We start from the raw sequence: 12,837 nt of genomic DNA, 5'->3' as shown, positions 1-12,837 counted from the left end.
AGTAAAAATGAAATTAGCGATTGTGGGCGCAACAGGTTTAGTGGGTACAAAAATGATGGAAGTGGTCGAGCGTGAGGGCATTCCCTTTGACGAACTAACGTTATTTTCTTCAAAGAAATCAGCAGGACAGGTCGTTTCGTTTAAAGGACAGGACTATGAGGTGCAGGAATTAACTGAAGAACGTGCAGCAGAGCATTATGACTACGTGCTGATGAGTGCAGGGGGCGGCACATCCCTGCAGTTCTCACCTATCTTTGAACAGGCAGGTGCAGTGGTCATTGATAACTCAAGTGCATTCCGGATGCAGGAGGATATTGATCTGATTGTACCGGAAGTGAATCAGCCGAAGCTGAGCCGCACAATCATTGCGAATCCTAACTGCTCAACCATCCAGTCAGTGGTGCCGTTGAAGCCACTGGCAGATCAATTCGGCTTAAAACGTGTCGCTTATACGACGTACCAGGCAGTCTCAGGTTCTGGTCTTGCCGGACTGAACGATCTGCGGGAAGGGGCTCAAGGCGCGGAACCGACGAACTATCCGCACCCGATTCATAACAATGTGCTCCCGCATATCGATGTTTTCCAGGAAGATGGCTATACAAAAGAAGAAGTGAAAATGGTTGAAGAGACAAAAAAAATTCTTCAGCTGCCTGAGCTGCGTGTCACTGCGACGTGTGTAAGAGTACCCGTTGAAGACAGCCATAGCGTAGCCATTAACGTGACCCTTGAAAAACCGGCTACTGTCGAAGCCATCAGAGAAGTGCTGAGCCACCAGCAGGGAGTTGTAGTGGTTGATGACGTGGAAAATAATGCCTACCCGCTTGCTATTCATTCCACTGGTCGCGATGAAGTATTTGTCGGCCGTATACGGGCAGACGAATCGCTCGATAATACATTCCATATCTGGTGTACAGCAGACAACCTGCTGAAAGGGGCCGCACTGAATGCCGTGCAGATTCTGGAATCATTACTAGAAGAGAGGGGACAGACTCAATGACATTATTTACAGGGACAGCAGTAGCAATCACGACGCCTTTTAAGGACGGTGCCGTAGATTACGCAACATTTGAACGGCATGTAGAGTTTCTGATTACAAATGGCATGCAGTCTATTTTTGTTAACGGTACGACGGGAGAAGGGTCGACACTGAATGAGGAGGAAAAGCTCAATCTCGTGAAACTGGCGGTCAGGGTCGCTGCTGGCCGAGTGCCGATCGTCGTAGGGACGGGTTCCAACAATACAGCAGCCTCCATCGAGCATTCCTTGAAAGTAAAAGCAGCAGGTGCCGATGCAATCATGCTGATCACCCCTTATTACAATAAAACGAATCAGCGCGGACTTATTGCGCATTTCACTGCCATCGCGGATGCTGTGGAGCTGCCTGTAGTCTTGTACAATGTGCCGGCTAGAACCAATATGACGATTGAACCGGAGACAGTGGTTAAATTAGCGGCGCATCCTCATATTGTGGCGCTGAAAGATGCAACAGGTGATATGCGTTATCTGGAGCAAGTAAGAGCCGCGGTATCAGATGAATTTGCCCTTTACAGCGGTAACGATGATTCTATCATTCCATTTTACGCTCGCGGAGGAGACGGCGTCATCTCGGTGGTGGCGAATGCAGTGCCTGCTGAATTCCAGGCCATCTACGAAACATATGCGACAGACCCACAGGAAGCAGAACGTCTCTTCAATCAAGTGAGCCCTTTGATTGATGCACTCGGTGTTGATGTCAATCCGATGCCGATCAAAGCGCTTGTCACTGCACTGGGTTATGCAAACGGTGAAGTCAGATTACCGCTTGTGCCACTGGAGCAAGCAGACAGCGCAGCTATCCACCAGGCATACAAGACCTATAAAGGTGAAGTGTCATGAAGGTTCTGTTAGTCGGTTATGGTGCTATGAATGAACGCGTCGCCCGTCTTACTGAAGAGCGTGGTCACAGCATTGCAGGTATTATCACAAAGTCAGATAAACATTATCCTTATCCATCATTCAAAATAGAAGAGGAGTGGCCGGCAGCAGATGTCATCATTGATTTTTCACATCCTGACCTGTCGCTGCCTGTCATCCGCAAAGAACAGCCTGTGCCGCTGGTCATGGCAACGACGGGACGGAAAGAAGAGATCATCCAGGCCCTTGAAGCGGCTGCAGCAACGAAGCCGGTCTTCTTCAGTGCCAACATGAGCTACGGCGTGCACATTCTGACTGAAATCATCAAGTACAGCGTCCCTCTATTGCAGAACTATGATATCGAACTGACAGAAAAGCATCATCGTAAGAAAGTGGACGCCCCGAGCGGGACCCTCGTTAAACTGTATGATGCCATCAAAGAAAAGCGCGAAGCCGCGTATCCGGTATATGACCGAACTGAACTGGAAAGTGCAAGGACAGATGACGAAATCGGCATCAATGTTGTCCGCGGCGGTACCATTGTCGGTGAGCATGAAGTCCTGTTCGCCGGCCATGACGAAACGATCCAGATCATTCACCGCGCACAGAGCAAAGACATCTTCGCCAGTGGCAGCCTTGATGTCGCAGAACAGCTGGTGAACAAAACGCCTGGCTACTACACATTCGATAACTTATAAAAAGGAGATTAAATGATGACATTACAATCAGCACAGGAAATTATTCAATATATCAGTGATAGCGAGAAGAAGACGCCGGTCAAAGTCTATGTCAACGGCAATTTCAGTGACGTTACATTCCCGACGAGCCTGAAAGTCTTCGGCAGTGAATCATCTAAAACGATTTTCGGTGACTTCAAGGACTGGACAGCTTTCTATGAAGAACATCAGGCTGTCATGACAGATGTCGAAGTGGAGTATGACCGTCGTAATTCAGCGATTCCACTGATTGACCAGACCAAAATCAACGCGCGTATCGAGCCGGGGGCATTTATCCGTGAGCATGCGGAGATCCATGACGGGGCAGTCATCATGATGGGAGCAACCGTTAATATCGGCGCAGTCGTCGGTGCAGGGACGATGATTGATATGAACGCAACACTCGGCGGCCGTGCGACAACCGGCAAAAACGTCCATGTCGGTGCCGGAGCTGTACTTGCCGGTGTCATTGAGCCACCGAGTGCACAGCCTGTCATTGTGGAGGATGATGTCTTGATCGGCGCCAATGCCGTCGTACTGGAAGGGGTCCGTATCGGTAAAGGCGCCGTTGTAGCGGCGGGTGCCATTGTGACGGAAGATGTGCCGGCCGGAGCAGTCGTCGCAGGGATGCCGGCACGTGTCATCAAGCAGGCACATGAAGTGGAAAGTTCTAAAATTGAGATTGTACAGGCACTGAGAAAACTGAACGACTAATATAGAGGTGAAGGTTATGGAATATGAATATCTGAAAGAGACGAGACGCTGGCTGCATCAGCATCCTGAACTGAGCATGCAGGAATTTGAGACGACAGCTTTCATTAAAAACGAACTGGACATGGCGGGCATCCCTTATGAGACGCCGTTGCCGACAGGGGTCGTCGCGTATCTGAAGGGCACGACAGATCGAGCAGTCGCTTTCCGCGCAGATATCGACGCGCTGCCGATTCAGGAAGAGAATGATGTTGACTACCGCTCAGCAGTAGACAATGTCATGCATGCTTGTGGCCATGACGGGCATACGACGATGCTGCTCGCTTTTGCAAAGCGTGTCAAAGCGCTATACGATGCAGGTCAATTGACAGCGACCGTCTACTTTATATTCCAGCCTTCCGAGGAAACAGAAGCGGGGGCGCACCAGCTGCTGCAAGCCTACACCTTTGATCCGCAACCTGACTATATCTTCGGTCTGCATATGATGCCTGATAATGAGGAAGGACTGATTCTGTCGAAACCAGGTGCGATTACAGCGAGTGCGACAGAATACCGCTTCTTTATCACGGGACTGTCAGCTCATGTCGCGAATAAGGAGCAGGGGCATTCTGCCGGTGAGGCGCTGACCTTTATTTTGAATCAGGTGTCACAGCTGCAGCATTATCATCTGCCGGGTCTCCGGCAGAATATTGTCCATATCGGCCAGTTCCATGCCGGTGAAGCGATCAACACCGTTCCTTCGAATGGTTATCTGGAAGGGACCATCAGAACGTATGATAAGGCTGACCTGGAGACCGTTCAGACACAGATGACAAAGATTGCTGAAGCCTGTGCCGTCGTGACAGGTACAAATGTTGAAGTGAAGTTCTCAGAAGGCTATCCGTCGACACATAATGATCGTGCGGCCTATGCCATGATGAAAGCGGCGAGTGAGGACACGAGTCTTGAATGGGTTGAGAAAAAGGAGCCCTATTTATTCGGTGAGGATTTTGCGTTCTACAGTACGATCGCACCGACTGCCTTTGCCTTTCTGGGCTGCCGCAATACCGCCCAGAATTTTGTCACCGGTTTACACACATCAACCTTGAACTTTGATGAGAAGGTGCTGCTCGGCGGCGTCGACCTGTTCAGTGCGATTCTCAGTAGATTCGAGGCGACGCTATGACCGCCAGATGGACACTTGATACTCAGGTCTTCAAAGAAAACATTCAGCATGTGATCCAAGGACAGCCGGTCATGGCTGTCGTCAAAAACAATGCCTATCACTATGGACTGGACTTTGCAGTGGCAGCCTTTCTGTCGGCAGGTATCGATACGTTCAGTACCACTGTGCTGCATGAAGCATTGCGTGTACGTGAACTGGCCCCTGATGCGACCATCTTTCTGATGAATCCATCCACCGAGTTCGATGTACTGAGACATCACCGTATCCATATGACATTGCCGTCGCTCGCATTCTACGAAGAATATCAGACAGAACTTGCGGGCCTCGATGTCCATCTGGAGTTTGAAAATCTGCTGCATCGTTCAGGATTTAAGACGTTCGATGAGATGCGAGAAGTCATCCGCCTCAATGAGCAACGACCGGAACATGAACAGATGAACATCACAGGGATATGGACACATTTCGGCTATGCAGATGAGTTTGATGTGCCGGATTATGCAATGGAGAAAGCTGCATGGCTGGCTGGACTAGGTGAGATGCTAGAGGATTATCATTTTGACTATGTGCATGCCCAGAACAGCGCAAGTTTCGTCAGGGACGGTCTCTTTAGTCAGCACAGCCATGCGCGGCTAGGCATTATCCTCTACGGCAGCAGGCCTTACTCAAGTCTGGATGAAACCATTACTCAGCAGGCTCTGACTGTCAGTGCGAACGTTATTCAGATACGTGAGCTTAAAAAAGGGGCATCAGCCGGTTATAGTTTCGCTTATACAGCTGATCATGACGTGAAGATAGCTGTCATTGATATCGGGTACGGCGACGGTATACTCCGCACCCGCAGCAAGCACGACTGTCTGATCAACGGCAGGCGTTTTCCTATCCGTGCGCTGATGATGAGCCATCTCTTTGTGGAAGTGGATGACAGCGTGAAGCCGGGCGACACGGTGATTCTCTATAGCAATGCTATTCGTATCGATGAACATACATTCAAAGGTGTCGGTGCAAATTCAGAACAACTGAGTGCTCTGAACCATCACTCACTCAAAAAGGAGATACTTTAAATGACATTACAATATGTGAATAATGAACTGACGCTGCATGGCCATAAGCTGTCTGATATCGCGAAGGAATACGGAACACCACTCTTCGTCTATGATGAAACGATGATCAGAGAACAATGCCGGAGATTTCACCGTGCGCTTACAGCATCCGGGCTGGACTATACGATTTCTTATGCTTCCAAAGCCTTCTCAAGCGTCCAGCTGTTCAATCTGATGGCGGAAGAACAGATGGGACTGGATGTGGTCAGTGAAGGTGAACTCTATACAGCGCTGCAGTCACATGTAGCACCGGGCCATATTCATTTCCACGGCAATAATAAGACGGACCGGGAGATTATCTATGCGATTGAGTCAGGCGTTGAATACTTCGTCATCGACAGTCTGGATGAAGTCGCGCGTATCAATGCGCTGGCGACGAGACAGGTCAAGGCAGTGCTCCGTATTAATCCAGGTGTTGAAGCACACACGCATGAGTTTATTCAGACGGGACAGGAAGACAGCAAATTCGGTCTCAGTATCAAGAAAGGGCTGGCGCTAGAAGGTGTCCGCCAGATTGAGGCAGCTGAACATATCGACTTTATGGGTGTGCACTTCCATATCGGCTCGCAGATTTTTGAATCAACAGGGACAGTGGAGACTGTTAAACTGGTGATTGAATGGCTGAAAGAAAACGATATCCATATTCAGGTGCTGAATATCGGCGGCGGCTTCAGCATTAAATACACAGATGATGATGTAAGCTATCCGATTGAAGAAGGCATCAGAACCATTACAGATGCCATTCAGTCAGCCTGCCAGACACATGATTATCCAGTGCCGGAACTTTCTCTGGAACCGGGCCGTTCCATCGTCGGAGAAGCGGGCATCACTTTATATGAAGTCGGCAATATCAAGGATATTCCAGGTACAAATTACTATGTGTCGATTGACGGCGGCATGAGCGATCATATCCGTACGGCGTTATACGATGCCAAGTATGAACTGCGGCTGGTGAATCGTGAGGAAACGCATGACAAGATGATGACGATTGCCGGCAAGCTATGTGAGTCAGGTGATATTATCCGCCGGGATATCAAGCTGCCGGCAAGTATCAGACGGGGCGACCTGCTTGCAGTTCTGTCGACTGGCGCTTATCACTATAGCATGAGTTCAAACTACAATCAGATGCTGAAACCCGCTGTTGTCTTCGTCTCTGAGGCAGGCGTCAGACCGGTTATCAAGCGTCAGACACTGGAACAGCTCATCCAGAATGACATCATCTAAGGAGGAACAGCCATGCCACAATTCAATGACCGGGTGATGGCATTACAAGTACCGGGGACCCGTCAGTTTGCGAACAAGGTCAGCCAGTATGAGAATGGCATTAATCTGACTTTAGGACAGTCGGGATTTGATACACCGGACTTTATCAGACAGGCGATGACAACAGCCGTCGAAGCAGGGCAGTTGCGCTACACGCATAACAAAGGCCTGATAGAATTGCGTACGGCAATTACAGATTACATAGCTGAGCGGTTTAATGTGGATTATCATCCTGAGACTGAAGTGCTGATTACAAATGGCGGCTCAGAAGCGATTGACAGTATCTTCAGAACGATTCTGAATACGGGGGATGAAGTCATTATTCCTGCACCTGCCTATGCGGGCTACGAGCCGATCATTCAGCTGCTCGGTGCGAAGACGGTATTTGTCGATACGACAGAGACGCATTTTGTGCCGACAGCAGCACAGATCGCTGCAGCAATCACTCCCCGGACGAAAGCGGTCCTCTTCAATTATCCGACTAATCCAACCGGCACGACATTGAGTGCAGAAACCATCCAGGAACTTGTGCAGCTCTTGAAGGACAGAGATCTTTTCATCATTACGGATGAGATCTATTCAGAGAATATCTATGAAGGTCAGCATCATTCCTTCATAGAACATCCTGAAGTACGCAGTCAGCTCTTCTATATCAACGGCTTATCGAAGTCACATGCCATGACCGGGGCTCGAATCGGTTATGTACTGGCACCGGAAGCGGCCATTGACCAGGTAACAAAAGTCCATCTCTATAACTCAATCTGTGCTGCCACACCCTCACAATACGGTGCAACTGCAGCTTTGACGCATCCAGCCGCCAAGCAGATGATCACTGATATGAATACAGCTTACCGGGAGAGAAGAGACTATCTCTATGACAGACTGAGACAGATGGGACTGCCAGTGGAGCTGCCCACCGGTGCATTCTACATTCTGCCTGATATCTCAGCCTATAACAGCGACTCCTTTCAGTTTGCGACAGAGCTGCTGGCAGCGGAGCAAGTAGCAGTCGTCCCTGGTGCTGCCTTTACATCCTACGGTGAAGGTCATATTCGAATTTCTTTTGCGAGTACAATGGAAGAGATTGTAGAAGGCTGCAACCGCCTGGAACGATTTTTAACAGATTATCATCATCATTAGCAGCAGTCTCCTTTTTGGAGGCTCTTTTTTTATGCAAAAATAATAGTCAAAAAAGGTCAATAAATTGTTTGACCTTTTTTGACCTTGGGTATATAATGAATATATCAAAGGAATAAGCACCCTTTGATAGTAAAATGACAACTGAATATTAGGAGGAATAAGTTATGAATAACTCATTTTTCAGCAACGAATTTGATGCATTATTTAACAGTATGTTTAACGATATGAACCAGATGAAAACTAACAATTACACTAAAAAACGCTACTATATCAACGGCCAGGAAGTCACACCTGAACAATTATCTGCACTTAAACAGCAGGGCTACCAGTTCAAGGAGGATCAACAGCCATCGTCTGTCACAGGACAGAATAACCCGTTATCTGCAGATGGAATACTCGGTAAACTAGGCCGCAACTTAACTGAAGAAGCACGACAAGGCAAACTTGACCCGGTGATCGGCCGCGATAAAGAGATTCAGGATACAGCGGAAGTACTGAGCCGCCGTATCAAGAACAATCCAATCCTAGTCGGTGAAGCAGGGGTCGGTAAGACAGCGATCGTCGAAGGCCTCGCTCAGGAGATAGTGAAAGGAAATGTCCCGGCTTCAATCAAAGACAAGGAAATCTACTCACTTGATATTTCAGCGCTGGAAGCAGGCACACAGTACCGCGGTGCATTTGAGGAAAATGTTCAGAAATTACTGGATGAAGTGAAGGCACACGGCAATATCGTCTTATTCCTGGATGAAATCCATCAGATGATCGGTGCAGGCTCTACTGGCGGTGACTCAGGCAGCAAAGGACTGTCGGATATCATGAAACCGGCACTGAGCCGTGGTGAAATCTCTGTCATCGGTGCGACAACTCAGGATGAATACCGTAATACCATCTTGAAGGATGCAGCTTTATCACGCCGTTTCAATGAAGTCGTCGTCAATGAACCTTCTAAAGAAGATGCCTTTGAAATCTTGAAAGGCATCCGTGACAACTACGAAAAACACCATAATGTTGAGATTCCGGACGCAGCACTGAAAGCAGCGATTGAGCTGTCTATCCAGTATATTCCGCAGCGCACTTTACCGGATAAAGCAATTGACTTGATGGATATCACTGCAGCACACGTCTCTGCCGCTCATACTGCAGTAGATAAAGTGGAAGCTGAGAAAGAAATTCAAGCACTGACAGCAGAAAAAGAACAGGTTGTGCAGAAAGAAGAATATGAAAAAGCAAGTCAGCTGCAGGCTCGGATCAAAGAACTGAATGATCAAGTGACAGCAGCACATGACGACAATAAAAATACGGTCACAGTTGATGAAGTCGCAGCAACGGTTGAACGCCTGACAGGTATTCCGGTCTCTAAAATGGATTCTGATGATCTGGAACGTCTGAAAAACATTCAGTCACGCCTTGAAGAAAAAATCATCGGCCAAGCGGATGCAGTGACAGCAGTATCCCGTGCTATCAGACGTAATCGTGCAGGGTTTGACGAAGGCAACCGTCCGATCGGCAGCTTCTTATTCGTCGGTCCGACGGGTGTCGGTAAAACAGAACTTGCTAAACAACTGGCGGTGGACCTGTTCGGTAATAAAGATTCCCTGATCAGACTCGACATGAGTGAATACATGGACCAGACAGCAGTCTCTAAAATGATCGGTACAACAGCAGGCTATGTCGGCTACGATGATAACGCCAACACATTGACTGAAAAAGTCAGACGTAACCCATACTCTGTCATTCTGTTCGATGAAATCGAGAAAGCGAATCCGCAGATCCTGACACTGTTACTGCAAGTACTGGATGACGGTAAACTGACAGACGGACAGGGCAACATCGTTAACTTCAAGAACACTATTATCATCGCCACTTCAAACGCAGGGTTCGGTGATGGTCAGGAAGCAGACAGAGAGAGCATCTTTGATGACCTCAAGCACTTCTTCCGTCCGGAATTCCTCAACCGTTTCAATGCGATTGTGGAGTTCAAGCATCTGACAAAAGAAGACTTAAGACACATTGTTGAACTGATGCTCGCAGATGTGCAGCACACACTCGACAAAAAAGAAATCACGATGAACATTTCGGAAGACGCTAAAGACTGGCTGATTGAACAAGGCTACGATGAGAAACTCGGGGCACGTCCATTACGCCGCGTCGTTGAACAGCATGTACGCGATATGATCACAGATCACTACCTGGATCATCCGGAAGTTAAAGAAGTGAATATCGACGTTCAAGATAAACAACTTGTCATCAATGCATAAGCAGAGGGCAGCTCAGATGAGCTGTCTTTTTTGCGTTAGTCAATCAGTAGTTATTTCTCATCAAAACATCTATAATGGACACCATAAACAGTAAGGAGAGTGAGCACATGGAACTCAAAGTGAAGAAACTGCAGGAACTTTCTTCAGAAGAGATATTGACGATTATTGAAGCGAGAATCAACACCTTTATTGTAGAACAGGACGGACATTACAATGATGTGGATCAGCACGACCGCACGTGCCTGCATGTTTCATTGGAAGAAGATGGCCAGCTTAAAGCGTATTCTCGTATCATTGAAGAACCTGACTGCATCAGATTTGGCCGAGTGCTCGTCCTGAAGGAGTTTCGCAAGCAGAAGTTAGGCCGAAAGCTCGTCGGTCTGACCATTGAAGAGATTCAGAAACGCTATCCGGGCAAGACGATCAAGATTATTGCGCAAGCTTATCTGAAGGAATTCTATGAATCCTTCGGTTTTACTGCGACGTCCGATGTCTATAATCATCATGAAATCCCGCATATCGATATGGAACTTTAACAGCCTTTCAGCAGAAGGGCTGTTTTTTTGTGTCTATCAGTCAACGTGTTATAATAAAACTATCACGTGATGGTTTGGAGGGATATTGATGGGAAGGACTTACTAAAAATCGGTGAACTGGCGAAGCTGGCAGGTGTTACTAACCGGACAATTGATTATTACACCAATATGAAGCTGCTGGACTTCGAACGGACAACATCTAATTACCGGCTGTATGATGTAGCGATGGTTGACCGTGTTCATCAGATCGAAAATCTGAAGACTCAAGGTAAGCATCTCACTGAAATCCGCCAGATTCTCACACCTGAACGGCGCGATATACAGTCGCAGATTAAACAGCTTGAACAGGATATCAAGCGCATCGCACAGTCTGATAATCTCGAACAGATTAAACAGCTGGCAACGAGAGACTTGGCAGTAGTTAAAGCACTGCTTCTACTTCTACATTAACGGAGGATATTTTTGGAAACCACAATCAATTTAATCATTTTTACTCTACTCATCATCTTGACCGCATTTTTCGTCGCTACAGAGTTCGCTATCGTCAAAGTGAGGCACTCAAGATTAAGTCAGCTTGTAGCTGAAGGGAAACCGGGTTCACAGGCCGCACAGAAAGTGGTCAGCCAGCTCGATGAATACTTAAGTGCCTGTCAGCTCGGCATTACCATCACGGCCCTTGGTATCGGGATGGTCGGAGAGAAGACGTTTGAGTTCATGCTGCATCCGCTTTTTACAGCCTTAGGAATCCCGCACGGCTGGATTCATGGCTTCACACTGGCGGGCGCTTTCATCATCGCGACCTTCCTGCATGTCGTCGTCGGCGAACTTGCGCCGAAGACCATTGCGATCCAGAAAGCAGAAGCGGTGACGCTGATGTTCAGCAAACCTATTATGTTCTTCTACAGACTGCTCTATCCATTCATCTGGATACTGAACGGATCTGCCAGACTGCTGATCCGACTGCTGGGTATTAAACCGGTCAGTGAGCATGAAATGACACACAGTGAAGAAGAACTGCGTCTCCTGTTATCTGACAGCTACCAGTCAGGTGAGATAGATATAGAGGAACTGAACGTCATCAATAATGTCTTTGAATTTGATGACAAAGTGGCAAGAGAGATCATGACACCGCGTAATGAAATCATCGGTTTTGACGTGACGGCTTCAATGGCAGAAGTCCTGAAGTGTATGACAGAAGAACGCTATACAAGGTATCCGGTCTATGAAGGCGATAAAGACCAGATCATCGGCTTTATCCATATGAAGGATTTCATCAAGTTCACCATGATGGATAAAGAAAGCGTCTTAAACATGAAGATGACGGACTATATCAATCCTGTTATCCGGGATATCGAATCCGTTTCACTGAACAGTCTCCTGCAGAAAATGCGTCAGAAACGTGTCCATCTGGCGATACTGATGGATGAGTACGGCGGTACAAGCGGTATTGTGACCATTGAGGATATCATCGAAGAACTGGTCGGTGAAATCCGGGATGAACACGACGAGGAAGAACCTGAGCGCATCATCAAAATCGCTGACAATCATTACAAAGTCCATTCAAGCGCAGCCATTAATGACATCGAGAAATTACTGGACATCACCATCGAACGAAATTCGATAGACACGATGGGCGGCTGGATGAGTTTAATGACAGAAGAATCAGATGAAGTCTTTCATGAAGGCTATATGTTCCATGTTCTGGAAAGAGACGACCATCACATCAACTGGATAGAGATCTACGAGACACCTCAAGTGGCAGAAGGATAATAAAATCAGAATGGCACGATTCAGGGACGGATGGTCATCGATATGCATAAGCAGTGCCATCATTAATAGCAGAAACCTCATCAGACATCATCAGTAGATGAGGTTTTTATTTTTATTTGATAGTAAAATTCACTAGTGTTGCATAAAAATATTCCAACTCTAAATTGCAATTACAAGTTAGCCACCCTGACAAATCTAGTTCATATAGAATCCTAGGGATTCACTCAGTATGTTCTCCTTGATTAGCTCCTTCAAAAACACTTCCATCGCTGACTGTCCATTTAG

At 47.4% G+C, this 12,837-nt stretch carries 12 protein-coding genes; all 12 read left to right on the top strand.

Annotated features, from left to right (window positions below; genetic code table 11):
• The first annotated feature begins 7 nt into the window (after positions 1-7).
• Positions 8-997: an aspartate-semialdehyde dehydrogenase gene (locus tag ERX55_RS09075; protein WP_133452259.1), complete on the top strand. Its 990-nt coding sequence runs from the start codon at positions 8-10 to the stop codon at positions 995-997.
• The gene (gene dapA, locus ERX55_RS09070; RefSeq protein WP_133452258.1) at positions 994-1,875 is read left to right on the top strand and encodes a 4-hydroxy-tetrahydrodipicolinate synthase; all 882 of its coding nucleotides are present in this window, start codon (positions 994-996) and stop codon (positions 1,873-1,875) included. Before ERX55_RS09075 ends, dapA begins: the two co-directional genes overlap by 4 nt.
• On the top strand, positions 1,872-2,591 hold the full coding sequence (gene dapB / locus ERX55_RS09065; RefSeq protein WP_133452257.1) for a 4-hydroxy-tetrahydrodipicolinate reductase: 720 nt from the start codon (positions 1,872-1,874) through the stop codon (positions 2,589-2,591). The genes dapA and dapB overlap by 4 nt, the downstream gene beginning before the upstream one ends.
• A gap of 12 nt (positions 2,592-2,603) precedes the next feature.
• Positions 2,604-3,323 (top strand): 2,3,4,5-tetrahydropyridine-2,6-dicarboxylate N-acetyltransferase, encoded by a 720-nt coding sequence (dapD, locus tag ERX55_RS09060; protein WP_133452256.1) that lies wholly within the window; start codon positions 2,604-2,606, stop codon positions 3,321-3,323.
• Between the two features lie 16 nt (positions 3,324-3,339).
• On the top strand, positions 3,340-4,485 hold the full coding sequence (locus ERX55_RS09055) for a M20 metallopeptidase family protein (RefSeq protein ID WP_133452255.1): 1,146 nt from the start codon (positions 3,340-3,342) through the stop codon (positions 4,483-4,485).
• Positions 4,482-5,546, top strand: a complete 1,065-nt coding sequence (gene alr / locus ERX55_RS09050; protein WP_133452254.1) for an alanine racemase — start codon at positions 4,482-4,484, stop codon at positions 5,544-5,546. The genes ERX55_RS09055 and alr overlap by 4 nt, the downstream gene beginning before the upstream one ends.
• Complete coding sequence (gene lysA, locus ERX55_RS09045) at positions 5,547-6,809, top strand: diaminopimelate decarboxylase (RefSeq protein ID WP_133452253.1); 1,263 nt, start codon at positions 5,547-5,549, stop codon at positions 6,807-6,809.
• A 12-nt stretch (positions 6,810-6,821) separates the two neighbouring features.
• Entirely contained in the window at positions 6,822-7,988 is a 1,167-nt protein-coding gene (locus ERX55_RS09040; protein ID WP_133452252.1) for an aminotransferase class I/II-fold pyridoxal phosphate-dependent enzyme, read from the top strand.
• A 164-nt stretch (positions 7,989-8,152) separates the two neighbouring features.
• A complete protein-coding gene (locus ERX55_RS09035) occupies positions 8,153-10,246 on the top strand; it encodes an ATP-dependent Clp protease ATP-binding subunit (protein ID WP_133452251.1) in 2,094 nt (697 codons plus the stop codon).
• A 107-nt stretch (positions 10,247-10,353) separates the two neighbouring features.
• Positions 10,354-10,782 (top strand): GNAT family N-acetyltransferase, encoded by a 429-nt coding sequence (locus ERX55_RS09030; protein ID WP_133452250.1) that lies wholly within the window; start codon positions 10,354-10,356, stop codon positions 10,780-10,782.
• A gap of 69 nt (positions 10,783-10,851) precedes the next feature.
• On the top strand, positions 10,852-11,232 hold the full coding sequence (locus ERX55_RS09025; RefSeq protein WP_133452249.1) for a MerR family transcriptional regulator: 381 nt from the start codon (positions 10,852-10,854) through the stop codon (positions 11,230-11,232).
• A 12-nt stretch (positions 11,233-11,244) separates the two neighbouring features.
• Positions 11,245-12,552: a hemolysin family protein gene (locus ERX55_RS09020; RefSeq protein WP_133452248.1), complete on the top strand. Its 1,308-nt coding sequence runs from the start codon at positions 11,245-11,247 to the stop codon at positions 12,550-12,552.
• Positions 12,553-12,837 lie beyond the last annotated feature (285 nt).

Source organism: Macrococcus bovicus (assembly GCF_004359575.1).
GTDB classification, from domain to species: domain Bacteria; phylum Bacillota; class Bacilli; order Staphylococcales; family Staphylococcaceae; genus Macrococcus; species Macrococcus bovicus.
Note: the sequence above shows the minus strand (reverse complement) of the source record. Positions and strands in the feature narration are given on the sequence as shown.

Bases quoted from the DNA above. Each gene is read 5' to 3' on its own strand.
- ERX55_RS09075 (WP_133452259.1), top strand. From the start codon at position 8: ATGAAATTAGCGATTGTGGGCGCAACAGGTTTAGTGGGTACAAAAATG.
- dapA (WP_133452258.1), top strand. From the start codon at position 994: ATGACATTATTTACAGGGACAGCAGTAGCAATCACGACGCCTTTTAAG.
- dapB (WP_133452257.1), top strand. From the start codon at position 1,872: ATGAAGGTTCTGTTAGTCGGTTATGGTGCTATGAATGAACGCGTCGCC.
- dapD (WP_133452256.1), top strand. From the start codon at position 2,604: ATGATGACATTACAATCAGCACAGGAAATTATTCAATATATCAGTGAT.
- ERX55_RS09055 (WP_133452255.1), top strand. From the start codon at position 3,340: ATGGAATATGAATATCTGAAAGAGACGAGACGCTGGCTGCATCAGCAT.
- alr (WP_133452254.1), top strand. From the start codon at position 4,482: ATGACCGCCAGATGGACACTTGATACTCAGGTCTTCAAAGAAAACATT.
- lysA (WP_133452253.1), top strand. From the start codon at position 5,547: ATGACATTACAATATGTGAATAATGAACTGACGCTGCATGGCCATAAG.
- ERX55_RS09040 (WP_133452252.1), top strand. From the start codon at position 6,822: ATGCCACAATTCAATGACCGGGTGATGGCATTACAAGTACCGGGGACC.
- ERX55_RS09035 (WP_133452251.1), top strand. From the start codon at position 8,153: ATGAATAACTCATTTTTCAGCAACGAATTTGATGCATTATTTAACAGT.
- ERX55_RS09030 (WP_133452250.1), top strand. From the start codon at position 10,354: ATGGAACTCAAAGTGAAGAAACTGCAGGAACTTTCTTCAGAAGAGATA.
- ERX55_RS09025 (WP_133452249.1), top strand. From the start codon at position 10,852: ATGGTTTGGAGGGATATTGATGGGAAGGACTTACTAAAAATCGGTGAA.